The 23,622-nt window shown below is 47.9% G+C and carries 22 protein-coding genes; 15 read left to right on the top strand and 7 right to left on the bottom strand.

All coding sequences use genetic code 11. The features are described from left to right. Positions 1–10: 10 nt before the first annotated feature. From nusB to pgpA, 3 genes are all read left to right on the top strand, one after another. A complete protein-coding gene (nusB, locus tag ABLV78_RS19680) occupies positions 11–430 on the top strand; it encodes a transcription antitermination factor NusB (RefSeq protein WP_015367993.1) in 420 nt (139 codons plus the stop codon). A 73-nt stretch (positions 431–503) separates the two neighbouring features. Beyond that, positions 504–1,481 carry a thiamine-phosphate kinase gene (thiL, locus tag ABLV78_RS19675; protein ID WP_047044520.1) on the top strand — a complete coding sequence of 326 codons (978 nt, stop codon included), beginning with the start codon at positions 504–506 and terminating at the stop codon, positions 1,479–1,481. A 25-nt stretch (positions 1,482–1,506) separates the two neighbouring features. Beyond that, a complete protein-coding gene (gene pgpA / locus ABLV78_RS19670) occupies positions 1,507–1,974 on the top strand; it encodes a phosphatidylglycerophosphatase A (RefSeq protein ID WP_015367991.1) in 468 nt (155 codons plus the stop codon). Between the two features lie 38 nt (positions 1,975–2,012). Here pgpA and ABLV78_RS19665 read toward each other — a convergent pair whose 3' ends face one another. Genes ABLV78_RS19665 through xseB form a run of 4 tightly spaced genes read right to left on the bottom strand, consistent with a single transcriptional unit; the run spans position 2,013 to position 6,070 of the window. Further along, complete coding sequence (locus ABLV78_RS19665) at positions 2,013–2,987, bottom strand: aldo/keto reductase (protein ID WP_047044517.1); 975 nt, start codon at positions 2,985–2,987, stop codon at positions 2,013–2,015. 59 nt (positions 2,988–3,046) lie between these two features. Beyond that, on the bottom strand, positions 3,047–4,909 hold the full coding sequence (gene dxs / locus ABLV78_RS19660) for a 1-deoxy-D-xylulose-5-phosphate synthase (RefSeq protein ID WP_047044513.1): 1,863 nt from the start codon (positions 4,907–4,909) through the stop codon (positions 3,047–3,049). An 18-nt stretch (positions 4,910–4,927) separates the two neighbouring features. Then, on the bottom strand, positions 4,928–5,827 hold the full coding sequence (ispA, locus tag ABLV78_RS19655) for a (2E,6E)-farnesyl diphosphate synthase (RefSeq protein WP_045390909.1): 900 nt from the start codon (positions 5,825–5,827) through the stop codon (positions 4,928–4,930). Beyond that, positions 5,828–6,070, bottom strand: coding sequence for an exodeoxyribonuclease VII small subunit (xseB, locus tag ABLV78_RS19650; protein WP_045390907.1), 243 nt, complete (start codon positions 6,068–6,070; stop codon positions 5,828–5,830). A 234-nt stretch (positions 6,071–6,304) separates the two neighbouring features. Here xseB and thiI point away from each other — a divergent pair, with 234 nt between their 5' ends. Next, complete coding sequence (thiI, locus tag ABLV78_RS19645) at positions 6,305–7,753, top strand: tRNA uracil 4-sulfurtransferase ThiI (protein ID WP_047044510.1); 1,449 nt, start codon at positions 6,305–6,307, stop codon at positions 7,751–7,753. A 67-nt stretch (positions 7,754–7,820) separates the two neighbouring features. Here the strand turns inward: thiI and ABLV78_RS19640 are convergent, their stop codons facing one another. From ABLV78_RS19640 to panE, 3 genes are read right to left on the bottom strand one after another with little or no spacing between them, the layout of a single operon-like run. After that, positions 7,821–8,297 (bottom strand): SRPBCC family protein, encoded by a 477-nt coding sequence (locus ABLV78_RS19640; RefSeq protein ID WP_020079493.1) that lies wholly within the window; start codon positions 8,295–8,297, stop codon positions 7,821–7,823. A 51-nt stretch (positions 8,298–8,348) separates the two neighbouring features. Beyond that, complete coding sequence (gene yajL, locus ABLV78_RS19635) at positions 8,349–8,942, bottom strand: protein deglycase YajL (protein ID WP_047044507.1); 594 nt, start codon at positions 8,940–8,942, stop codon at positions 8,349–8,351. Beyond that, positions 8,905–9,816, bottom strand: coding sequence for a 2-dehydropantoate 2-reductase (gene panE / locus ABLV78_RS19630; protein ID WP_047044505.1), 912 nt, complete (start codon positions 9,814–9,816; stop codon positions 8,905–8,907). Before panE ends, yajL begins: the two co-directional genes overlap by 38 nt. A 137-nt stretch (positions 9,817–9,953) precedes the next feature. On the opposite strand from panE, the gene ABLV78_RS19625 reads away from it, so the two are divergent. From ABLV78_RS19625 to ABLV78_RS19575, 11 genes are all read left to right on the top strand, one after another. Further along, positions 9,954–10,445, top strand: coding sequence for a YajQ family cyclic di-GMP-binding protein (locus ABLV78_RS19625; protein WP_045390897.1), 492 nt, complete (start codon positions 9,954–9,956; stop codon positions 10,443–10,445). A gap of 774 nt (positions 10,446–11,219) precedes the next feature. Further along, positions 11,220–13,880 carry a two-partner secretion domain-containing protein gene (locus ABLV78_RS19620; RefSeq protein ID WP_047044502.1) on the top strand — a complete coding sequence of 887 codons (2,661 nt, stop codon included), beginning with the start codon at positions 11,220–11,222 and terminating at the stop codon, positions 13,878–13,880. Between the two features lie 58 nt (positions 13,881–13,938). Beyond that, the gene (locus tag ABLV78_RS19615; RefSeq protein ID WP_047044499.1) at positions 13,939–15,585 is read left to right on the top strand and encodes a ShlB/FhaC/HecB family hemolysin secretion/activation protein; all 1,647 of its coding nucleotides are present in this window, start codon (positions 13,939–13,941) and stop codon (positions 15,583–15,585) included. An 18-nt stretch (positions 15,586–15,603) separates the two neighbouring features. Continuing rightward, entirely contained in the window at positions 15,604–15,972 is a 369-nt protein-coding gene (acpS, locus tag ABLV78_RS19610; protein WP_088389819.1) for a holo-ACP synthase, read from the top strand. Between the two features lie 18 nt (positions 15,973–15,990). Continuing rightward, a complete protein-coding gene (locus ABLV78_RS19605) occupies positions 15,991–16,746 on the top strand; it encodes an SDR family oxidoreductase (protein ID WP_088389820.1) in 756 nt (251 codons plus the stop codon). 3 nt (positions 16,747–16,749) lie between these two features. Beyond that, on the top strand, positions 16,750–17,298 hold the full coding sequence (locus tag ABLV78_RS19600; protein ID WP_047044488.1) for a hotdog family protein: 549 nt from the start codon (positions 16,750–16,752) through the stop codon (positions 17,296–17,298). Between the two features lie 18 nt (positions 17,299–17,316). Further along, positions 17,317–17,598, top strand: a complete 282-nt coding sequence (gene apeE / locus ABLV78_RS19595) for an ApeE family acyl carrier protein (protein ID WP_045390881.1) — start codon at positions 17,317–17,319, stop codon at positions 17,596–17,598. A gap of 29 nt (positions 17,599–17,627) precedes the next feature. Beyond that, complete coding sequence (locus ABLV78_RS19590) at positions 17,628–18,797, top strand: aminomethyl transferase family protein (protein ID WP_047044485.1); 1,170 nt, start codon at positions 17,628–17,630, stop codon at positions 18,795–18,797. Between the two features lie 71 nt (positions 18,798–18,868). After that, positions 18,869–21,427, top strand: coding sequence for a beta-ketoacyl-[acyl-carrier-protein] synthase family protein (locus ABLV78_RS19585; RefSeq protein WP_072056480.1), 2,559 nt, complete (start codon positions 18,869–18,871; stop codon positions 21,425–21,427). A 4-nt stretch (positions 21,428–21,431) separates the two neighbouring features. After that, positions 21,432–22,652 carry a beta-ketoacyl synthase N-terminal-like domain-containing protein gene (locus ABLV78_RS19580; RefSeq protein ID WP_047044482.1) on the top strand — a complete coding sequence of 407 codons (1,221 nt, stop codon included), beginning with the start codon at positions 21,432–21,434 and terminating at the stop codon, positions 22,650–22,652. Position 22,653: 1 nt separating this feature from the next. Continuing rightward, positions 22,654–23,619: an ATP-binding protein gene (locus tag ABLV78_RS19575; RefSeq protein ID WP_072058210.1), complete on the top strand. Its 966-nt coding sequence runs from the start codon at positions 22,654–22,656 to the stop codon at positions 23,617–23,619. The last annotated feature ends 3 nt before the right edge of the window (positions 23,620–23,622 follow it).

Here is a 23,622-nt window from a genome sequence, read left to right as displayed (position 1 = left end):
GGGGAATTCCGTGAAACCTGCTGCTCGTCGCCGCGCCCGTGAGTGTGCCGTCCAGGCGCTCTACTCCTGGCAGTTGTCCCAGAACGACATCGCTGATGTTGAATACCAGTTCCTGGCGGAACAGGATGTAAAAGATGTCGACGTTCTGTATTTCCGCGAACTGCTGTCCGGAGTGGCGACTAACAGCGCGTATCTCGACGGTCTGATGAAGCCATACCTGTCGCGCCAGCTGGAAGAGCTGGGTCAGGTAGAAAAAGCGGTACTGCGTATCGCGCTGTTTGAGCTGTCGAAGCGTGACGACGTGCCGTACAAAGTGGCTATCAACGAAGCTATCGAGCTGGCGAAAACCTTCGGCGCTGAAGATAGCCACAAGTTTGTCAACGGCGTGCTGGATAAAGCGGCCCCGGTAATCCGTCCCCGCAAAAAGTAAACTGCAGGCCGGGCTTTGCAGGATCTGATCCTGCGAACCCGGCCTTATTCTTTTCTTTGCTGAGGCATAACGTATGGCATGCGGCGAATTTTCCCTGATTGCCCGTTATTTTGATCGCGTTAAAAGCGCCCGCCTTGATGTTGAAACCGGCATCGGCGATGACTGCGCGCTCCTGAATATCCCCGAGAAAAAAACGCTGGCAATCAGCACCGACACCCTGGTGGCGGGCAACCACTTTTTAGCCGACATCGACCCTGCCGACCTGGCGTATAAAGCGCTGGCGGTGAACCTGAGCGATTTGGCGGCGATGGGGGCGGAACCGGCATGGTTGACGCTGGCCCTCACTTTGCCGGAAGCAGACGAAGCGTGGCTTGAAGCCTTTAGCGACAGTCTGTTTGTCCAGCTTAACTATTACGATATGCAGTTGATCGGCGGCGACACCACCCGTGGGCCGCTGTCGATGACGCTGGGTATCCACGGCTTTGTGCCGCCGGGCCGCGCGATGAAGCGTTCCGGAGCCAAGCCTGGCGACTGGATTTATGTCACCGGCACGCCGGGCGACAGCGCCGCCGGGCTGGCGCTTTTACAGGACCGGTTAACGGTTGATTCGCCAGCGGATGCCGATTACCTGCTGGCGCGCCATTTGCGTCCGATGCCCCGCGTGCTGCAGGGGCAGGCGCTGCGCGACCTGGCTAATTCAGCGATCGATCTTTCCGACGGTCTGATCTCAGACCTTGGTCATATCCTGAAGGCCAGCGCCTGCGGCGCGCGTATCGATCTCAATGCGATGCCGTACTCCGATGCCATGCTGCGCCAGGTCGATCCTGAGCAGGCGCTGCGCTGGGCGCTCGCCGGCGGCGAAGATTATGAGCTGTGCTTTACCGTACCTGAGCTGAACCGCGGGGCGCTCGATGTCGCGATTGGTCAGTTAGGCGCGCGTTTTACCTGTATCGGCCAGATCGTGGCGGAAGCAGATGGACTGCAGTTTATCCGTGAGGGTAAGCCGATTAAATTGGATTTAAAGGGGTACGATCATTTTGGCACGCAGTAGAGACGAGGCGAAAAGCCGCCTCAATATGCGCAATCCCTGGCACCTGCTGGCGACCGGGTTCGGTAGCGGGCTGAGCCCGGTGGTTCCGGGAACCATGGGGTCGCTGGCGGCGATTCCGTTCTGGTATCTGATGACCTTTCTTCCCTGGCAGCTCTATTCGCTGGTGGTGATGATGAGCATCTGTATTGGCGTCTATCTTTGCCACCGTACGGCTAAAGATATGGGCACCCATGATCACGGCAGCATCGTTTGGGATGAGTTTGTCGGGATGTGGATCACCCTGATGGCGCTACCGACGATGGACTGGCAGTGGGTGGCCGCCGGCTTCGTTATTTTCCGTATCTTCGATATGTGGAAGCCATGGCCAATCCGCTGGTTCGATCGCAACATTCATGGCGGAATGGGGATTATGGTCGACGATATCGTCGCCGGGGTGATCTCCGCCGGTGTACTGTATCTGATTGGCCACCACTGGCCGATAGGTCTACTCTAAATCTGCACCCCGGCGTGGCCGGGGTCTAAATTGCGGCGTTATTTGAAGCCGACGATTGGATGGGGCCGATAGGGCGCCTCCAGCTTGTCGATCTGTTCTGGCGTCAGGGTTAAATCGACGGCATGAAGGAGCTCATCCAACTGTTCCTGCCGCGAGGCGCCAATAATCGGCGCTGCCACGCCGGGCTTGCTTAATAGCCAGGCCAGCGCCACCTGCGCGCGGTTGGCGTCTAACTCCTCAGCCACTTCCTCCAGCTTCTGTGCTATCTGCTCATCATTGGCGTCGGTGGCGCTATACAGCGATTTACCGAACTCATCGGAGACGAGGCGTGCGGTCGTTTCTCCCCATGGTCGTGTTAGTCGGCCGCGCGCCAACGGGCTCCACGGCATGACCGCAATCCCTTTGCGCTGGCATAGCGGCAGCATCTCGTTTTCTTCTTCGCGATAAATCAGGTTGTAGTGATCCTGCATGGTGACGAAGCGCGCCCAATTGTTCTGTTCCTGCAGGGCGAGCGCCTGGGCGAACTGGCGGGCATGCATTGATGATGCGCCGATATAGCGCGCTTTCCCGGCGCGTACGACATCGCTGAGCGCCTCCAGCGTCTCTTCGATGGGCGTGGCGTAATCCCAGCGGTGGATCTGCAACAGGTCGACATAGTCCATTCCCAGACGGCGCAGGCTATCGTCAATGGATCGCATGATTTGCGAGCGTGATAGTCCCTGCGGCAGATCGCCGACCTGGTGATAAACTTTGGTGGCGACGATCACCGAATCGCGGCGAGCGTACTCCCGCAGCGCGCGGCCAAGTATCTCTTCGCTGCTGCCATCGGAATAGTTGTTCGAGGTATCAAAGAAGTTAATTCCGCCTTCCAGCGCACGTTTAATCAGCGGACGGCTGCTCTCTTCAGGGAGCGTCCAGGCGTGATTGCCGCGGTCAGGTTCGCCGAAGGTCATACAACCGAGACAGAGTCGGGAAACACGAAGATGGGTATCGCCAAGAGGGATGTAGTGCATAAGACGCTCCTGCTACTTTAAAAGGTATCCTTTAAGCATAGCAGGAGCGGTATGGGCAATTATGCCAACCAGTCGCGGATTTTGGCTTCGATACCGGCGGCATCAAGGCCGAGATCGGCGCGAACTTCTTCCTGAGTCCCCTGTGGGATAAAGAAGTCCGGCAGACCGATATTCAGCACCGGCACCGGGCGACGGTGGGCCATCAACAGCTCGTTTACGCCGCTGCCAGCGCCGCCCATGATAGCGTTCTCTTCAAGGGTGACCAGCACTTCGTGATCGGCGGCAAGCTGCAGGATCAGCGCCTCATCAAGCGGTTTCACAAAACGCATATCGACCAGCGTCGCATTGAGTTTTTCCGCAACCTGAGCGGCTTCCGGCAGTAAAGTCCCGAAGTTAAGGATCGCCAGCTTCTCGCCGTTTCTTTTCACCACGCCTTTCCCGAGCGGCAGCGGCGCCAGTGGTTCCAGTTCCGCGCCGGTACCTGTGCCGCGCGGATAGCGTACCGCACTAGGGCCATCGTTATAGTGGTATCCGGTGTAGAGCATCTGGCGACATTCATTTTCGTCGCTCGGGGTCATGATCACCATTTCCGGAATGCAGCGCAGGAAGGAGAGATCGAACGCTCCCTGGTGTGTCTGACCGTCGGCGCCGACGATGCCCGCACGATCGATTGCAAACAGAACCGGCAGCTTTTGAATGGCGACGTCATGGATCACCTGATCGTAAGCGCGCTGCAGGAAGGTTGAGTAGATCGCCACGATCGGCTTATAGCCGCCAATCGCCATCCCGGCGGCAAAGGTGACCGCGTGCTGTTCGGCAATGGCGACATCAAAATATTGATCGGGGAATTTCTTCGAGAACTCGACCATGCCCGAACCTTCACGCATCGCCGGGGTGACGGCCATCAGTTTGTCATCCTTCGCCGCGGTTTCGCACAGCCAGTCGCCAAAGACTTTAGAATATGTTGGCAGGCCGCCGCTGCTTTTTGGCAGCACGCCGCTGGTGTGATCGAATTTTGGTACCGCATGGAAGGTGATGGGGTCTTTTTCGGCCGGTTCATATCCGCGGCCTTTTTTGGTCATGATGTGCAGGAACTGCGGTCCTTTCAGGTCGCGCATATTCTTCAGCGTATTAACCAGACCCAGCACATCGTGGCCATCTACCGGGCCGATGTAGTTAAAGCCCATCTCTTCGAACAGCGTGCCGGGCACCACCATACCTTTAATATGCTCTTCGGTACGTTTAAGCAGTTCTTTAATCGGCGGTACGCCGGAGAAGACTTTTTTGCCACCTTCACGCAGCGAGGAATACAGCTTGCCGGAGAGCAACTGCGCCAGATGGTTGTTCAACGCGCCGACATTCTCTGAGATCGACATTTCATTGTCGTTCAGCACGACCAGCATGTCTGGTTTGATATCGCCCGCGTGGTTCATCGCCTCAAATGCCATCCCGGCGGTGATAGCGCCATCGCCAATGACGCAAACGGTACGTCGCTGTTTGCCTTCTTTTTCGGCGGCAATAGCGACGCCGATCCCGGCGGAGATAGAGGTGGAGGAGTGACCGACGCTCAGTACGTCATATTCGCTTTCGCCGCGCCATGGGAACGGATGCAGCCCGCCTTTCTGCCGGATAGTGCCGATTTTGTCGCGACGACCGGTGAGAATTTTGTGCGGGTAGGCCTGATGACCGACGTCCCAGATTAAGCGGTCGAACGGCGTATTGTAGACATAGTGCAGCGCCACGGTCAGTTCAACCGTGCCAAGGCCAGAGGCAAAATGGCCGCTTGAGCGGCTCACGCTGTCCAGAAGATAGCGGCGCAGCTCATCGCAGAGCTTAGGCAGGCTATCTTTTGGCAGCAGGCGCAACTCCTGGGTGGAATCTACCAGCGCCAGGGTTGGGTATTTGGCAATATCAAAACTCATCAGAGACTCATTTATTGTTTATTTATCGCGCTGAATAATGTAATTCGCGAGCGCTTCCAGTGCCGTGGTATCCAGCGATTGCACAGCCAGTTCATCTAGCGCCTGGCGGGCATCGGCAACCAGATCGCGTGCTTTCTGCTGGGCTTGCTCAAGACCCAAAAGCGCCGGATAGGTACTTTTGCCTAACTGTTGGTCGGCACCCTGACGTTTGCCAAGAGTCGCAGTATCACCTACCACATCAAGAATGTCATCCTGCACCTGGAAGGCGAGACCGATATTCTCCGCAAAGCGATCGAGCGCCGGCAGCGCCTGACGGCCACGCTCGCCGGCGCTCAGCGCGCCAAGACGAACCGCCGCGCGAATAAGCGCTCCGGTCTTGTGACGGTGAATTCGCTCCAGCGTCTGCAGATCGACCTGTTTGCCTTCCGCCTCGAGATCCAGCGCCTGACCGCCGCACATTCCGGCGACGCCGCTGGCCTGGGCCAGTTCAGAAACCATCGCCAGACGGTCGCGATCCGGCACTTCCGGCATCGGCGTATCACTCAGTATAGAAAATGCCAGCGTTTGCAGGGCGTCACCGGCAAGAATAGCGTTCGCTTCGCCAAACTTGATGTGGCACGTGGGTTGACCGCGGCGCAGATCGTCGTCGTCCATCGCCGGCAGATCGTCATGCATCAGCGAGTAGGCATGAATGCATTCGACGGCGGCGGCTGGGGCATCCAGCGTGGAACGGCTAACGCCGAACATCTCGCCGGTGGCGTAAACCAGGAAAGGGCGCAGCCGTTTACCGCCTAATAATGCGCCATAGTGCATGGCTTCAACCAGCGGAGTGTTCTGAAACGGCTGCGGGGAGATAAAACGGCGCAGCGCGTCATTGGCCTGGGTGACACAGGCCTGTAATTGTTGCGGGAAGTCCATTTATTCAGCGTCCGGCGTAAAGGGAGTCAACGGCGCATCTTCGCTATCGGCCAGCAGGATTTGGACACGCTGCTCGGCCTGTTGCAGTTTCGTCTGGCCCTGGCGCGCGAGCTGCACCCCGCGTTCAAATTCGCTGAGCGCTTCTTCCAGCGGTAGTGCGCCGCTTTCCAGACGATTAACGATCTGCTCGAGTTCGCCTAAAGCGCTCTCAAAGCTGGCCGGGGCCTCATTTTTCTTTGGCATAGTGAATATAGACTCTTGTTATGTCTCGATGGCTATCAGTATGGTAACGGAGTCGGGCGGTTAAGCAAACTCGCGGCATTCACCCTACGGATACATTTTTGCGAAAATGCGCAATGCCAGGCGAAAAGCGAACAATGATGGTATACTCCGCGCCCTGGATGCAGACGCTGTATTGCGCCTGTACAACTTTTTTGCTTAAAGCCCCGTCGGGCTTGCCAACGAACTATTGTCGCCATGAAGTTTATCATTAAATTGTTCCCGGAAATCACCATCAAAAGCCAATCTGTGCGGTTGCGCTTTATTAAAATTTTAACCGGGAACATTCGTAACGTTCTCAAAAACTATGATGAGACGCTCGCCGTCGTTCGTCATTGGGATCATATCGAAGTTCGCGCGAAAGACGAAAATCAGCGTCCGGCTATTCGCGACGCGCTGACCCGTATCCCGGGCATTCACCATATTCTGGAGGTGGAAGATGTACCTTTCACCTCGCTGCACAACATTTTTGAGCAGACATTACCGCTGTGGCGCGAGCAGCTCGAAGGCAAAAGCTTCTGCGTGCGTGTGAAGCGCCGTGGTAAACATGAATTCACCTCAATTGAGGTTGAGCGCTACGTTGGCGGCGGCCTGAACCAGCATATCGAATCGGCGCGCGTGAAGCTCACCGACCCGGACGTGACGGTTAACCTCGAGATCGAAAACGATCGCCTGTTGCTGGTGAAAGGGCGCTATGAAGGTATTGGCGGCTTCCCCATTGGTACTCAGGAAGATGTGCTGTCGCTCATCTCCGGCGGTTTCGACTCCGGGGTTTCAAGCTATATGCTGATGCGCCGCGGCTGCCGCGTACACTACTGCTTCTTCAACCTCGGCGGCGCGGCGCATGAAATCGGCGTTCGTCAGGTGGCGCACTATCTGTGGAACCGCTTCGGCAGCTCCCATCGCGTTCGTTTCGTGGCAATCAATTTTGAGCCGGTCGTTGGCGAAATTCTTGAAAAAGTCGATGATGGTCAGATGGGGGTGGTGCTCAAACGTATGATGGTGCGTGCGGCATCGAAAGTCGCTGAGCGTTATGGCGTGCAGGCGCTGGTGACCGGCGAAGCGCTGGGCCAGGTCTCCAGCCAGACGCTGACCAACCTGCGTCTTATCGATAATGTCTCTGACACGCTGATCCTGCGTCCGCTGATTTCGCATGATAAAGAACACATCATCAATCTTGCGCGTGAAATCGGCACGGAAGATTTTGCCCGCACCATGCCGGAATACTGCGGCGTTATCTCGAAGAGCCCAACCGTAAAAGCGGTGAAAGCGAAGATCGAAGCGGAAGAAGAGAACTTCGACTTCAGCATTCTGGATAAAGTGGTTGAGGAAGCGAATAACATCGATATTCGCGATATCGCCCAGCAAACGCAGCAGGACGTGGTGGAAGTGGAAACCGTCAGCGGCTTCAGCGCCAATGACGTGATTCTCGATATTCGTTCTATCGATGAGCAGGATGACAAGCCATTAAAAGTGGAAGGCGTCGATGTTGTTTCGCTGCCGTTCTATAAACTGAGCACCCAATTTGGCAACCTCGATCAAAGCAAAACCTGGCTGTTGTGGTGTGAACGCGGCGTGATGAGCCGTCTGCAGGCGCTATACCTGCGCGAGCAGGGCTTTACTAACGTGAAAGTGTATCGTCCGTAATTCGCCTGTACTACTTATGAAAAGCCTTCCCTTAGGGAAGGCTTTTTTACATCTATTGGCTTGCGTATCAGCGTAGCGTCATCGCCAGCGCATTCAACTGATCGATAACGATATTCCATCCCTCAAAAAATCCCATCTTTTCATGCTGCTCGCGGGTTTCATCATCTGCATGCAGTACCGTAGCCGTATAGCGACAGCCGTCGTTTTCATCCGCAAAGGTAATAATAGCCGTCATAGCAAAAGGGGTAACGGCCGGCCGAAAGTTCTCGGTTAGCATTGAGGTCATGACTAATTTTTGCTGCGGAATGACTTCAAGAAAGCAGCCGGGGTTATCGCTACGTTCACCGTCAGGGCCGTGCATCACGGTGTGAAAAGCCCCACCTGGACGCAAATCAAAGGCCAGAACGTCGGTATACCACGGCTTAGGGCACCACCAGGTTTTGAGTAATGCCGGATCGGACCACGCGCGCCAGAGAGCTGAAGTGGGCGCGCTGAGCCAGCGGCTAATGACGAGGTCACGAGAATCGGTTGCGCTACGGGACATGCTACGGCTCCTCAAGATACAGGGGGGCCAGTCCGCTGCGCGGACCGGCTATCAGGATTCGTAGTAATTATAGATGCCAGCAGCCATGACCAACTGCGAAGCCACTTCATACGCTTTTTCGCGCCCGACCAGCAGGTCAATCATTTTGAGGGCGAAATCAATAGATGTTCCAGGCCCCTGGCTGGTCAACAAATTAACCCTGGGATCCCAGACGACGCGTTTATCCTGCCACTGTTCGGCGGGGATATGCTCTTTTAGCGCCGGGAAACCGGTCATGTTGCCGATAGGGAACAGATTATGTGGCACCAGAACGGTCGCTGGCGCGGCACAGATTGCCGCCACGATGCGCCCGGATAAATGAAATTGTCTTACGGTTTCTACCAGCAAAGGGCTGTCGCGGAAGCACTCGGCGCCTTTAATTCCGCCAGGCAAAACGATGATATCAAAATCGCCATCGGCGACTTCGACCAGCGGCGCATCCGCGAGGAGCTTCACGCCTCTTGAGCAGACAATCGTTAGATTGCCATCACTGGCGACGCTGGCGTTGGTCACTTTCACACCGCCGCGCGCTAATAAATCGATAGTGGTGACCGCTTCGGTCTCTTCGCTACCAGGGGCGAGGCAAATCAGTGCCGACGCGCTCATAAATATTCTCCTTTCGCTTTACCTGTTCAAATAAACGGGCATTTTCCGGCACTGACAGACCGTGGGCCCGGGCGCGATTAAGCAGAAAACCGGTGATATAGTCGATTTCCGTATGCCGCTGCGCGCGGATGTCCTGCAACATCGATGAAATATTATCTGCAGTACTTTCAATGACCTGATTCACATACAATAACAGGTTTTCTGCCGACGTATGAATGCCTTCACGTTGCATTACTGCGGCGACTTCCTGACAGATAACATTGATTTCATGCGGAAAATCACGCAGATCGCCATTTCTGCAATCTTTCAGCGCGGTCAGGGGGTTAATCACGCAGTTGACGGCCAGCTTACTCCACAACGCCGGGTGGATATTGTCGTGCCAGGCGACATCCGGTAGTACGTTTTGTAGGATGTCGGCGAGGTCGCTGTAATCTTCGCTATAGCTTTTAGCAGGGCCGATATGAGTGGTTCCCTGGGCGACGTGAATGATGACATTGCCATCGCGTCGGGCGGCGTGGGTGGTGGACGCCAGCAGCAGTGGTTGCTTAATGTTTTTTAATTCATTCAGGGTGCCCATGCCGTTATGAATAAGCAAAATAGGCGCCGAAGCCGGTAATATAGCGGCCAGATTTTTCACCGCCTGCGAAACCTGCCATGCTTTTAACGTCACCAGTAGCAAATCGCTGGAGGCGAGAAAATCAGGATCGTTAGCGGTCATTGATTCGTTAAAGGTGCTACCGTCAGTCTCAATGAGATTAACGCTACAAAATGGTTGCGGGACGCGTAACCAGCCCTGGACCTCATGTCCGTTTTTACACAGCGCGGTTAACCACAGTTGTCCCAGTGCACCGCATCCCAGTACGGTTACTTTCATTATTCCTCCTCACCTGCGACTCCCAGGCGCTTGTAGCTAAAGTATAGCGTTATCAGCTAAGCTTCCGGGATAACAAGTTGAGTTATGCCGCGTTGTGGGTATTATGCAACGCAAAAGAAACGGAAGGAGAGGAAAAGATGCCATCTTTCGATATTGTCTCTGAAGTCGATCTTCAGGAAGCGCGTAATGCGGTCGAAAACGCAAGCCGCGAAGTCGAGTCACGATTTGATTTTCGTAATGTTGAAGCCACCTTTGAGCTGAATGAAACCAGTAAAACCATCAAGGTGCTGAGTGAGTCTGATTTCCAGGTCAATCAGTTATTAGATATTTTACGCGCGAAGCTGCTCAAGCGCGGCATTGAGGGAAGTTCGCTCGACGTACCAGAAACCTTTGTACATAGCGGGAAAACCTGGTTTGTCGAAGCTAAGCTGAAACAGGGCATTGAGAGCGCAATACAGAAGAAAATCGTTAAATTGATTAAAGACAGCAAGCTAAAAGTACAAACGCAGATTCAGGGCGAAGAAATTCGTGTCACAGGTAAATCCCGTGACGATTTGCAGTCGGTAATGGCGTTGGTGCGTAGCGGCGATCTCGGCCAGCCATTCCAGTTCAAAAACTTCCGCGATTAACACGCAAAGCCCGATGGCGCAACGCCATTCGGGCATTGCGCTGATGTCGATGCCGGAGAAGGCTTAAGCCGCTCTCCGGCAAATCTAGATTTCATTACTGATCCCTTCCTTCCTGCTTTGTAATCCTTCAAAAAGTATTCAGCATATTTTTTCATGACCAACGCCAGGTTAGTTTTGCTAATTAATTTCTCAAATTGAACCTCAAAACGATGAATTCATACTTACATGATAAAACATGAGAGTGAATAAACCCCGGAAGAAGAGGGGCATACAGCGTTGATCTCAATCATGAAATAAGGAAAGTTGATTATGCACGGAACGAATTCACTTTTTGTTCATTATTTTAATCGGTGAAACTGTAACGGAGTAAGGATACGGCGTTGTGTGTGCCATTATTTATTACGCATCGCTAAAAAAATTTTGAATTGGTTTAGCAGGCGAGATGAGAACTGATGAACTAACAGCGTTGAAACGAGTCGTTACGCTCGATGCGTGGACAGGGGATGTCTCATATTTTGTATGAATTGAATCAATTTTCTTTGTTCCATGTAGGTATATGCATTCGGCGTAGGCGAGCGCAAAAATACATTTTTAATATATTTAAAAATAATTTATTGAATAGAACTGCATATAACATTTGATGAGTTTACGTGCTTTTCACAGGGATTTTGTATGCATGATGCGTACTTAAAATAGTCAGGGTGAATATTGCTGCATTAGCGCAGATTATTCCTTCTGGCTGCACTCAATCAATACTATCTTAGAAAGGTTCATATGAAATACCACGAAAACAAAAAAAGGTCAGTGAAATTAAACCCGATTGCAGCGTCATTATTACTGCTGATACCCGTAATGGCGCAGGCGGAAATTTCTATTAAAAATGGCAGCGTTACTGAAGCTTCCAATGGCGTGCCGGTTGTTAATATCGCCAAAGCGAACAGCAATGGCCTTTCGCATAACGTATATGACACGCTGAATGTTGGTGCCGAGGGCGTTATTTTTAATAACGCGACAAGCGCAGCACAGTCCGTGCTGGCAGGGCAGATTGCGGCCAACCCGAACCTTACGGATGGCAGCGCAATGGTTATTCTTAACGAAGTAACTTCAACAAATGCCAGTACCATTAATGGCATGATGGAAGTTGCAGGTGATTCCGCTCACTTAATCATTGCCAACCCTAATGGCATTACGACTCAGGGAGGCGGGTTCATCAACGCTGAAAAAGGGACATTGACGACTGGCACGCCAAAGATCGGTGATGATGGGCTGCTAAATGGCTATTCGGTTAATGGCGGAACGATTACGGTAAGTGGATTTCAGAGCGACTCGCCGACCGAAATCCTCGCGCGCAGTATCGTGGTGAATGGCGCTCTTTCTGCGAGTGAACTTAATGTCGTCGCTGGCAATAATGCCCTTAATACTGAGGGGGTGGTGACGGGTACCGTGACTGCTACTGGCAATGCTAGCAGCTATGGCGTGGATGTATCAAAGTTAGGCGGAATGTACGCGAATAAGATTAACCTCGTCAGTACTGAAACTGGGGTTGGCGTGCGAAACCAGGGAACGATTGCAGGTGGCGATAGCGGTATAAAGCTTACCAGCAATGGGAAGTTGGTTAATAAAAACGCAGCTATCCAGTCTAGTGGCGATATCACCCTGAACACCAACGGTGTTTTAGAAAATAGCGCAGGGAAAATCAACAGCGATAAAATGATCGCTATTGATACTTCGGGTAATAATGTTAGTAATATCAACGGTGGCAATATTTTAGCAACCACGAATAACTATATTACCAGCGGTAAATTCGATAATAGTAATGGTAAACTGGCTGCCGGACAAACGCTGGCTGTCAATACCAGTGGTAATACTTTTACCAATACCGGAAAAGCTAAAACGGCGGGTATTGAGGCGGGTGTCGTTGCAATAGAATCAGGTGATTTTAATAATAACAACGGTCAGATTCATGCTGGCTATGTTGGCCTGAAAAATACATCGTTAACCAATAATGGCGGAACTATTGATTCAACGGGCAATGTCGAAGTTGAAAGTACTGGAAACATTGAAAACGTAACTGGTTTGATCCGTTCCAGTGCTGGTGCTGTAAAATTAACGACAACGAAAGCAGTTAAAAACAACGACAACAAATCGGCCGATACCACGGGCGGTGAATCCTTGGGTATCGTCTCAGGTAATGGCATCGAGATTGCTGCTGACTACTTATTCAACTGGGCTGGCGAAATTGCCTCAGATGGTGATGTGAGCATCCAAACCACCAGTGATATTGATAACTATATGGGTAAAATTGAAAGCAGTAAGACTGTTTCAATTACTGGTCGCGACATCAATACCAGCCAATCCGGTATTAACGGAGGAGATGGTGTAAATATCGATCTCGACAATTACTACAGCCGCTTGGGGGTGATAACTTCAGTAAACGGTGATGTTACTATCAAAGCCAACACCGTGAGCACAGACAGTTCAGTCATTAAAGCTAAAAATATCAGTATCGATTCCGGAGCTGATATCGATGCTAAATATACTATGATGGTTGCTGATCAAAAACTAGCGCTTAATGCGGCAGGCAAAATCACCAGCACCGATAGCGACAAGTTCGGTTTCTATGTTGGTCAATATTTCGGTTATGGAAACCAACAAGGTGGTTTAATTGGTGGTGAGGGTGTTGATATTACGGCGAAAAGCCTGAATAACGAATCCGGTCGTATCATTGCGCAAACCGGTGATGTAAATATTAACCTGACTGGCGATCTTGCCAGTAACAAAGGGCAGATTGTTGCGAATTCCGGGAAAATGACGATTGCAGCGAAGAGAATTGCCGCTGATTATGCAACAATCTACAGTTCAGGCAACATGAAGATTGATGCCAGTGGATTATCGTCCAAAGCAAGTGGCTCTATCGCAAAAAACACGGCTACCGGTATCATCTCTTCTGATAGCGACGTATTGATTAATATCAATGGAGATTATAATAATACCGGCTGGGTGAACGCCAAAGGTAATATGACGGTAAATGCTTCTGGTTATCTGACTAATAACCATGCATTTAGTGCTGATGGTGATTTGAACCTGACGGGGAAAACCATTACTAATAACAGTGATATTGCTGCTGGAAATACGCTTAATATTTCTACAGCAAATGACCTGACCAATAACCTTGGCGCGAACATTTCGGCCAAAACAACTAACGTTACCGCTAAAAATATCTCTAACTGGGCTAACTTAGTTGCTGACAGCGAATTGAACGTCACGGCAAGTAATAACATTTATAATTACGGTAATCTGTATACCAATGGTAAAGCTGTTATCAATGCCAAAAAAATAGTCAATACTGGTTTTTGGGCTGTATTAGGTGGTGCGCAAGGATTTCAGACTACTGCTAATATTGTAAACATTTTTGGTACCGTGGTCGGTAAATAAATCAGGTAGCAGGTGAAAGCAGTAAGGGATTACTGCTTTCACATTATCAGGATAAGAAATGGATATTCGACATACATTAATTATTACTTCTCTTTTTTTGGTTGCGCTTCCTGTGACTGCTGCTGATGTTCAGTTAGGTCGTCTTATAAAAGAACAGCAAAGTAACGATAATGCGTCCTTACAAGACAGAAAAATAGAGCAGAAAGATGTATATTCTGATGCTACAACAAAGAAACATACTGATAGCACATTCCCGCAAGAAACACCTTGTTTTCAGATCAATGAATTGATTCTTAGTGATGATTTTTTAGATAATAATGAATTAAAGAAAATAAAAAATCAGGTAGTTGGTCAATGTCTCGGAATGAATGGGCTCAAAAAGGCTGCGGTGCTGTTCCAGGATTATTATATAAACGCAGGGTATATTACTACCAGAGTTGAAATTCCAACTCAGGATTTATCAACAAAAAAATTAAAACTGACGGTTGTGCCTGGAAGAATTTCAGAGATCGTTGTTGCTGGAAATGATATAAGCAAGTGGATTTTACCTTTTTCAGTTGGCGATATTCTGAACATCCGAGATCTAGAACAAGGCCTGGAAAACATACAGAGAACCCCTGAGGTGGATGTAAAGATCAACATTCTGCCAGGTTCCGAAAATGGTTCGAGCAAAGTAGTAATAAATACGCAGCGCAAAAAAAAATGGAGCTTAAGGGCTTCCTATAATAACTTCGGCGATCAGAGTACTGGTAGTGAACTTATCGGTGGAACAAGTTATTTATATAATGTCACAGGCTTGAGTGACCTTTTTTATCTTGCAGGGACAGGTAGCCAAACGGGTGGCTATAAGAACGTGAGTACTTATTATAGTGTGCCATTCGGTTATTATGATCTTAGTCTCTATTATAGTAAAAGTAAATCCCATCAAGGCATCGATATTGGTGCATATACTTTTGACTATATTGGCAAGACAGAATACTTCAGTCTTAAAGGCAATAGAATGCTATACCGCAATGTGAACTCAAAATTGTCTGCAAGCGCTGAACTGATCAGACGTAAGTATGACTACACATTGGGTGGGACAGAACTGGTATTGCAAAAGCGTGATATGGGTAATGTACGGTTAGGCGTAAATTATAAGAGAAACTTTACCGGGGCAGCACTGGACTCCACGGTAACCTGGCAGCGGTTTACCAAGGCGTTTGGCGGTACCGATACACCTGATATGCGCACTGGCACTGTTAGTAAAGAAAGTCAAATTGTGAACCTTAATGTGAATTACGTGAAATGGTTAACAATGTTGCCAGTTAACGCCTATTATGAACTTAATTTTGGCGCCCAGTATTCACCGGATAATTTGACGTTACAGGATCAGTTCACGATAGGCGATCGTTGGAGTGTGCGTGGTTTTCAAAATAGTGATGGGATCTATGGCAATAAAGGTTTCTTTTTACAGAACACGCTAAATGCTGTGACGGGTTATAAAGGTCTCATACCCTATATCGGTGCAGATTATGGTCAAATAATTGGTAAGTTACCTTCACAGAACCTTAGTGGCAAAAAAATAATGGGTGGTATTTTGGGTGTCAAAGGGGCTGTCAGAGCTCTGGAATATGATGCTTCGGTATCAGCCCCTTTTATCTATCCTAATAATTTGGATGTCGATGAATATAAATTAAATTTCAACTTTGCGTACCAGATTTAATTCATTGGGGGATGTGCAATGCGTATTGGTACAGATATTGTTGAAGTGGCAAGAATAGAAAAAGCCATTGCCAATGATAAGTCAGGATTTCTTCATCGAGTATTTACGGATAATGAGATCAAAGATATTGATTTTCCTTGCCCTAATTATGAGAGGGCATCAGGATTTTGGGCTGCTAAGGAGTCTCTGGTAAAAGCCATAGGGTATGGATTTAGTCACGGGATCCGTTTCCATGACATTGAGGTCGTTCATGATGAATATGGAAAACCTGAATTCATATTGTCAGGGAGTGTTAAGGAGATTCTAAATAATCAACAAATTATGAATATATCATTGAGTATTTCACACTGCCGGACATATGCGATAGCCGCAACCATAATCTATTAATAAAGGCATTCATGTAAAATGTATAGGTATAGCGATCTTGTAAGTAAAAAGGTGCTGATTACTGGTGCCAGCGGCGACATAGGTCTTGCAATTTGCGAGAAATTTCTTGAGCAAAAATGCACGGTATATGCGTTGTATAAATCAAATGTCGAGCCTTTGATTGCTCTGAAAGGAAACCATGCTAATGGCAACTTACTTAATATTTTGCCATGCGATCTCACAAGCCAGAAAGAAGTGACTGCGTTGTGTGAGCGCTTGACTGCCGAAGCCGGAAGACTGGACGTGCTGGTGAATAATACGGGGATTGTTAAGGATAGCCTCTTTGCATCAATGACCTTTGATGATTTTTATTCTGTCATTAGCATTAATTTACTTAGCTTGTTCCGGTTAACGAAGGAAGCATTAATGCTATTACGTTCAGCGGAAAATCCAGTTGTTATTAATGTCGCATCGGTGGCAGCTCTTGTACCAAGCGTTGGCCAGGCAAACTATAGCGCATCAAAAGGTGCAATATTAAGTTTTACCAGGACACTTGCCGCTGAGCTGGCGCCGCGGGGAGTACGCGTTAACGCGGTCGCGCCGGGGATGATTGAATCTAAAATGGCGAAGAAGGTTCCACGTACAGTTGTTCGTGAAGTGACTAACTCAATTCCATTAAAACGACTCGGAAAATGTGACGAGGTGGCCAACGTTATTGTTTATTTAAGTTCTTCAGCATCTAGCTATGTCATAGGGCAAACCATCGTCGTCGATGGTGGCATGGTAATGCGGTGATATATGTCTAAGTATTCAATACCACCAAAAATTTTTCTTGCTATGGGCGGCTGGCGTCAACCTTTACTCATGGTAGATAAAATAGTCGATTTTAAATACGGAGAGAATGGCTTCATCAAAGTTATAAAACATGTAACTTATAATGATCCTTATCTGCTTGGACATTTTCCGGAAGATCCCATTATGCCAGGAGCGATCATTTCTGAGATATTTGGCCAGGCAAGCGAGTATTATTCTTTTCTCACTGATATCTGTGATATTTATCAACAACACTCGGGTAAAGAACTTAGGTCATTGCGTGATATACATGCTTATATCAAGCATCCGGATATGTTGAGCATAATACATGCAAGGCGTGCTGCGGTGCGTGGAGTGTTAGCATCACAGAATTTGAAATTTAAAGAAACGGCTTACCCGGGAGATACGATTGAAGTGGTAAGCAAGCTGTCATTTTCTGATGATAGTGGGTTTAAACATTATTTAGTTACAGCTAATGTTGGCAAGAAAATTATTAGCCAGGGCGTCATTATTAACTTTAGAGAAATCATTTAATTATCCAAGGAGTTCGGTGTGACAAACATCCATGATGAAATTGATGAAAGAAAAAAAATAATCATCACGATTAAAAACGAAATTATTCAACGCCTGAATGTCCAGCGTGAGGCTCATCAAATAGATGATGATACGCCCTTGTTTGGCAATGGCTTGAAACTTGACTCTGTCGATGCAACGGAGATTATCGTTATGCTTGATAAAACCTTCAACATCCAGGTCTCAGAAGGCGATGATCCAGCCTATATGCGAAGCATAAATAATCTGGCATCTTTCATTCTAAAGAAAAAAACATCCTGAATTGATAAGGTTATATTGAAGGGTATTTTATGAAGTTACTTTCTGATCTCCATTTTAAAAACAATGCGGTTATGGGTATCTATAATCACCAATGCGTACCTTCTTCATATCATGATATTTATGAAGAGTATAAAGCTGTGCGTGAAAATGTCTTGCTGGTAGATTATTCTCATATGTCCATTACCAGTGTGATGGGGGAGGATGCATGGGCGCTTGTAAACTATTTGGTATCTGCTGATGTATCGATCATCCGTGATGAACAGGGTATTTACTCTTTGCTGCTTAACGCTGATGGAACTATCCGCGGTGATGCTTATGTTCTGTGCGCCGCTGAAGGCTATTATATTCTATCAGAGAATCTGACTGCACAAGAAGTTATAAATATCCTGAATGAAATCCTTGTTAAGGCGGATGATTTAGATATTCAGGAGATTCCAGAAATAAAATCGATGGGAGAGGATGACTGGGGCGTCATTATGCTGGAAGGGCCTTATGCCTGGGAAGTAATGGCAGAGGTTTATGGTTTTGATATCATTGGCCTACCTTATTATGAATATATGAATACCAATGATGGACTTATGGTTTTTCGTTGTGGGAAACATGGCGAATTCGCATATCAATTGATTGGTGCACAAGCAACGCTTGTCACCATGTGGATGAAGTTACAAGAAATAGGCGCCAGATATTCGCTGAAAACCGGTGGCTTAGAATATCAACGTCTGGTGAGAATTGAAAATACAGGATGGGATGAAAGTATTTACCCTCGCTATTCCACAAATCCGGTGGAACTGCAAATGCAGTGGGCTATCCAGTATGATAAAGAGGACTTTATTGGTAAGAGTGCAGTCGTGGAGTTATCGCGAAATGGCGCACAACGTAAGCTTATTGGGATCTCTCCATGCGATGAATGTTGTCAGATCGATTCAGATGATCTTGTGATGGTTAATGGACAACAGGTAGGGGTTATTATTAATGCAACATATTCGCCGGCCAGGCAAGCATGGATTGCGTTGGCCCTTATTGATGAATGTTATGCGTTAGCCGATATTTCAGGTTTTAGCCTTAAAACCGCAAATGGTGAAATCGCTGCGAAAACACAGAACTTACCCTTTATTTATAACTTGAGTTTGTTGGTTAATCCCACAACGCATAGCTTTGTTGATGCTTCGAAAGCAAAGAGCGCGTTTGCCACGGTATAACGTTTAGCGATGACAATATTATATCCAGCATCGGTCGGTAGATAATAACAATCGGGATAAAGCATAACATTATGAAAACTAGTAGAAAAAGAGTGGTTATTACCGGTATGGGGATTTTGTCGTCTCTGGCTGACAACATCGCAGACTTCAGGCAAGCGCTGCTGGAGAAAAAAAATGGCATCACTGATAGTGCGCGTTTCTCTAAATGGTTTGCGAACGCCCGTGCGGCTGAAATGCTGCATCAAATTCATTGTCCCGAATTATCGAAAGAGGTTGTCTCATCGCTAGATAATGCTGCACTTTGGGCCTACAAAGTTGGTAAGGAAGCACTAGAGCAGGCAGAACTGGCAACCCATCGGGAGTGCCTGGAACAGATGGGGCTGATTGTAGGCGTTTCTTCTGCAGGCACTGAAGCATTCCTTCCGCTATTTGAGCAGCATATTCAGGACTTTTCGTTACGGAAGGCTCTTTTTTCAGGCAGCTTTTCATCGTGTTGTTCCAGCGCATCTACGTTATTAGGCCTGAAAGGAGGCGTGGAACTCGTTGCAACGGCTTGTACGGCAAGCCCGAACGCCGTCGGCATGGCTTTTGATTACATCCAAAACGGCAAAAGCAAGGCTATGCTGGCTATTGGAACGGAACCTATTTATTTACCCACCTTTGCCGGTTTTTATGCCCTGAACGTTATGCACCCGCAATCGTGTTCGCCATTTTCGGGGCATTCAGGTATGTCTATTGGCGAAGGCGCAGGGGCAATAGTCCTGGAAGAGTATGAGCATGCGGTCGCGCGTGGTGCGACGATTCTCGGCGAAATTCTCTCGTACGCCACCTCGTGTGATGCATACCATGAAACGGGGCCCGACCCGCGCGCTAGCGGCGCAGTGCAGGTCATGCAGAAAGCCATGGCGAATGCAGGTATCAAACCTGAGCAAATTGATTACGTTAATGCGCATGGTACGGGAACGCAGGCTAATGACCAAATAGAAACTCTGGCGATGAAGAAAGTTTTCTCTGGCGCCGAAAATATATTGATCAGTTCTACTAAATCGTATTTTGGCCACAATATTGGCGCCGCCGGAATTGTCGAGCTCATCGCTTGTTTAGTTACCCTTCCGCAGAAGCATGTTCTGCCAACGTTGAATTTTTCGCAGCCGCGCCCTAACTGCGATCTGGACTACGTGGCGAATGAGTTTCGACACAAAGATATCAATATCTTTATGAAGAATAACTACGCATTCGGCGGTAATAATTGCTGCATGATTGTCAGTACCAAACCATGTTCAGTTCCTCTTACCGCCTATGATGCCAAACGTGTTGTTATAACTGGGATAGGTGCCGTATCGGCTATTGGACATACGCTTAATGAAATTCTTCGCTATATCCATGAAGATGCCAGGTCGCTGGAGTTGAGCGGCGTAGTATTTCCTGATGATACGCTTGAAGAGGCTAAAGCGCTGTTGGATGTTGTAGAGAAAACTAATCAGTTTGCGGAAATATTTGGCGAAGAATATCGAGAAGCGGCCTACCGACAGCCGGAGTCAGAAAAGCACTTTAAAACTTACCAGGTGAAAGGCCTCGAACCACGTAAGCATTTACGCCGCTATGACCCACGCAAGGCAACGCGCGGCGGTACGTTTGCGCTGATTGCACTTTCAGAAGCGCTGAATAGGGCGAAACGCAAGATTAAACGTGACGGAGAGGAGCTGGGCATGGTTCTGGGAATGGCCCGTGGACCGCAAGAAACTACCTATAAGTATTTACAAAGTTTAAAGCCCGATCCGCGCAAAGTACGTACTTCAGAGTTTCCTGGTTCGCTGATGAACTCGATGACGACATTTTGTGGGATTTCGGAAGGTATAAAGGGATATACGACTACGTTAGCGACCGGTGAAAACGCCGCGCTTGGCGCATTGACTTATGGCTATGAAATTGTTCGCCAGCAACTACAGCCACAGGTCATTGTTGGCGGGGCTGATGAATATTTTCCATCGATGTCCCTGTATATGGATGCGGTGACCAACAAGATTCATATGACGTCAAATGTCGCTGATTATCAGGTATATGCCAAAGAGGAACATGGCTATGTTCCTGGTGAAGGGGCCTGTATGCTGTTATTGGAAGACGCGCGTGCAGCAGCTACCCGTGGCGCTGAAATATTGGGAGAAATTGCAGGTTATGGTAAGTCATGCAGTAATTCCTACTTTGATGCGACGCAGATTGAGGAAAAATCTACCGCAATGTCGCTGGCGATCGCTCGCGCGCTTGCCGATGCGGGTATTACCGCAAAAGAGATTGATTTAGTGTGTGGAACTAGTAGTGGCAGCGAAGTTAGCTCAATCATAGAAATTAATGCAATCTATGATTCATTCCATAGCCATAATCCACATGTTCCAGTGGTGAATTATAACGCATTTTTTGGCTTTGTTGCTTCGTCTGCAGGGCTTTTAAACCTGGCGGTGATTCTTGATTGTATTCAAAGACAATCGGTTCCTGCTATTCCATATACACAAAACTTTTCCGACGCAAGAATTAACTTTGTAAAGAAAACACGAGAAATAGCTATCAAATACGCTCTTTTAATTGGCGCTACAGAAGGCGGGAATTATTACGCTATCGTGATTAAAGGATAACAAGGTGAGCGGGAGAGCTATTATTTCTGGCTTTAGTGTATCCTTGCCATATGCTGAGAATAGTTCGCTGTTAATTCGAAATCTGCAGCAAGGAAAACGGGTACATTTGTCGCCATGGTTTATATCAGATAACCAGGCTAGAGAATGTGGATTTGCAGAGAATATATTCATTGCGAAACTACAACGAGAAAACGATAGCGCTTTTGAACTGGTGTACAAACTCATTGATGACGCCTTACTACAGGCTGGTCTTAGTAATGACAGCCTGAAAGGCAACAGAGTTAGAGTATATATTACCGGAATAGGCCCTCGTGTTGATGTTATGGATTACAGGAATTTTTATAATTACAATGATATGGAAGATGTTTCGGTAACATCTTCAATTAAAAATCTTTCTGTAAAAAATATGTCGCAGGATAATGTCTCTTATACGCTGGGGCTAAAGTATGAGTTGCAATATTTGCCGCCAAATATGAACTGTACAAGTAACTCATCATTGACGGCTATTCATTTGGTTACCAGGGCAATAGAGAGTGGAGGTATTGACCTCGGGCTTGTTATTAATATTTCAAAAATTAAATATCAGGATCTTGTATTCCTTGCAAGCCAGGGAATGTTGGACAGTAAAATTGTCCAGCCCTTCGGGGTAAACAGCAATGGTGTGCATTTTGCCGAAGGCTATAGCGTTATGTTACTGGAAAGTCAACAACACCGAATGATGCGCGGAAAAAGTCCGGGAGTATGTATTACTTCGGCATATAAGCAAATTAATGCTAGTCGAAGTAATGATGCATCCTGGCAAAGCACCAGCATTTTGAAGTTAATTCATTCATTATTAAATGATGCTGGGGTGAGAAAAGAGGACCTTTGTGCATTCATCCCTCACGGTAATGGAACCTCATCCAGTGATAAAGTTGAAGCAAAAGCGATCGCTATGTTTGCTGGTGAAACCCCGCTTCCCGTATTGGCCTATAAAGGACAAGTTGGTTATACCGCAACGGGTTCTGGGGTGATAGACCTAATTATTGGCTATCATTTACTGCTCACGAATGAATTGATTTTTCCTGTTATCAATGACGAAATCATAGATGATGTCGCTTGCCATATCTCCGTAGAAGGAGGTGTGAGGAGGCATGAAAAAAACCATCTTCTGAAGACCGGGTTAGGCGTCGATGGTTCAGTTGTTGCGTTATTAATGACAAATTTGAATAAGAGTTGTGGTTGATATGAATAGTAAGATGTATTTGTCTTCATATTCATTTCTTGAACCTGAAGAACCGTTTCATTTATATTATCCAAACTGGTTAAATGTATGGGAGTCGCATTCATTCAATACCGCGCTCAAGGCAACGGGAGCGAATGGTTGGCGATTTAAACGCTTTGGCACACGTGCCGAAATATATAATCGTGAAATCACAAGGCGACCAGATCATATACCCTATATTAATGCCATGGAAAGAGTGTCGGACGATGCTCTACATAGCTTATCAGCAAAAGAACGGATGCTACTCCTGAAATCACGAACCGCCTTTATCTATATTGATTCATGGGGGGAGTCAGGCGTTTTTGAATACAATATAAGTAGCCTTAACTTATCAACTATTGATACTTTACCTAAGAATTTGATTAAGAAATTTTCTATCAACAACGTGACCTGTAAAATACGAGGTGAAAACTATGCTCTATTTCAAGCAATGGCATTGACACAGGATTATCTTGCTTGGGATGTATTTGATTTTGTCGTTATCTGCGGAGGTTACCGTGCGGTGCCGTTGTTGGCTTTTACCGCAGAAAGCCTTAGCCAAGGCGAAAGGAAAAAACATCATAAGCATGTTCCTGGCGTGAATGTGTCAATTGAAAGAGTGGGCTGCTTTATATTCAGTAGAAGAGAAAGTCATATGAGAGTGAACTGTGGTCCATATATATCTAATGGTGTAGACCGCTTGTTTGTATCACAATCAGAAAAAAATAATGATATTGACTTGGTTGCCTATGCCGGTGGTATCAATAAATTAATACCACCTTCTAACAAAGGAATCGATCTCATTACTCGTTATGGTTGTAGCGGCTGCATGACCCCTGCTTTGAGCTGGCAATACATTGCACACCACGCTTTGCATAATGGCTGTCTTCGAACCGTTATCCCTGGGGCAGTCGGTGGCTATGCTTATTTTGATACCTGGTACGAATAGAAG

The organism is Klebsiella sp. CN_Kp075, from assembly GCF_040065055.2.
Classification (GTDB): domain Bacteria; phylum Pseudomonadota; class Gammaproteobacteria; order Enterobacterales; family Enterobacteriaceae; genus Klebsiella; species Klebsiella aerogenes.
This window is presented reverse-complemented; position numbering and strand designations above follow the sequence as displayed.

Bases quoted from the DNA above. Each gene is read 5' to 3' on its own strand.
- thiL (WP_047044520.1), top strand. From the start codon at position 504: ATGGCATGCGGCGAATTTTCCCTGATTGCCCGTTATTTTGATCGCGTT.
- pgpA (WP_015367991.1), top strand. From the start codon at position 1,507: ATGCGCAATCCCTGGCACCTGCTGGCGACCGGGTTCGGTAGCGGGCTG.
- ABLV78_RS19665 (WP_047044517.1), bottom strand. From the start codon at position 2,987: ATGCACTACATCCCTCTTGGCGATACCCATCTTCGTGTTTCCCGACTC.
- dxs (WP_047044513.1), bottom strand. From the start codon at position 4,909: ATGAGTTTTGATATTGCCAAATACCCAACCCTGGCGCTGGTAGATTCC.
- ispA (WP_045390909.1), bottom strand. From the start codon at position 5,827: ATGGACTTCCCGCAACAATTACAGGCCTGTGTCACCCAGGCCAATGAC.
- xseB (WP_045390907.1), bottom strand. From the start codon at position 6,070: ATGCCAAAGAAAAATGAGGCCCCGGCCAGCTTTGAGAGCGCTTTAGGC.
- thiI (WP_047044510.1), top strand. From the start codon at position 6,305: ATGAAGTTTATCATTAAATTGTTCCCGGAAATCACCATCAAAAGCCAA.
- ABLV78_RS19640 (WP_020079493.1), bottom strand. From the start codon at position 8,297: ATGTCCCGTAGCGCAACCGATTCTCGTGACCTCGTCATTAGCCGCTGG.
- yajL (WP_047044507.1), bottom strand. From the start codon at position 8,942: ATGAGCGCGTCGGCACTGATTTGCCTCGCCCCTGGTAGCGAAGAGACC.
- panE (WP_047044505.1), bottom strand. From the start codon at position 9,816: ATGAAAGTAACCGTACTGGGATGCGGTGCACTGGGACAACTGTGGTTA.
- ABLV78_RS19625 (WP_045390897.1), top strand. From the start codon at position 9,954: ATGCCATCTTTCGATATTGTCTCTGAAGTCGATCTTCAGGAAGCGCGT.
- ABLV78_RS19620 (WP_047044502.1), top strand. From the start codon at position 11,220: ATGAAATACCACGAAAACAAAAAAAGGTCAGTGAAATTAAACCCGATT.
- ABLV78_RS19615 (WP_047044499.1), top strand. From the start codon at position 13,939: ATGGATATTCGACATACATTAATTATTACTTCTCTTTTTTTGGTTGCG.
- acpS (WP_088389819.1), top strand. From the start codon at position 15,604: ATGCGTATTGGTACAGATATTGTTGAAGTGGCAAGAATAGAAAAAGCC.
- ABLV78_RS19605 (WP_088389820.1), top strand. From the start codon at position 15,991: ATGTATAGGTATAGCGATCTTGTAAGTAAAAAGGTGCTGATTACTGGT.
- ABLV78_RS19600 (WP_047044488.1), top strand. From the start codon at position 16,750: ATGTCTAAGTATTCAATACCACCAAAAATTTTTCTTGCTATGGGCGGC.
- ABLV78_RS19590 (WP_047044485.1), top strand. From the start codon at position 17,628: ATGAAGTTACTTTCTGATCTCCATTTTAAAAACAATGCGGTTATGGGT.
- ABLV78_RS19585 (WP_072056480.1), top strand. From the start codon at position 18,869: ATGAAAACTAGTAGAAAAAGAGTGGTTATTACCGGTATGGGGATTTTG.
- ABLV78_RS19575 (WP_072058210.1), top strand. From the start codon at position 22,654: ATGAATAGTAAGATGTATTTGTCTTCATATTCATTTCTTGAACCTGAA.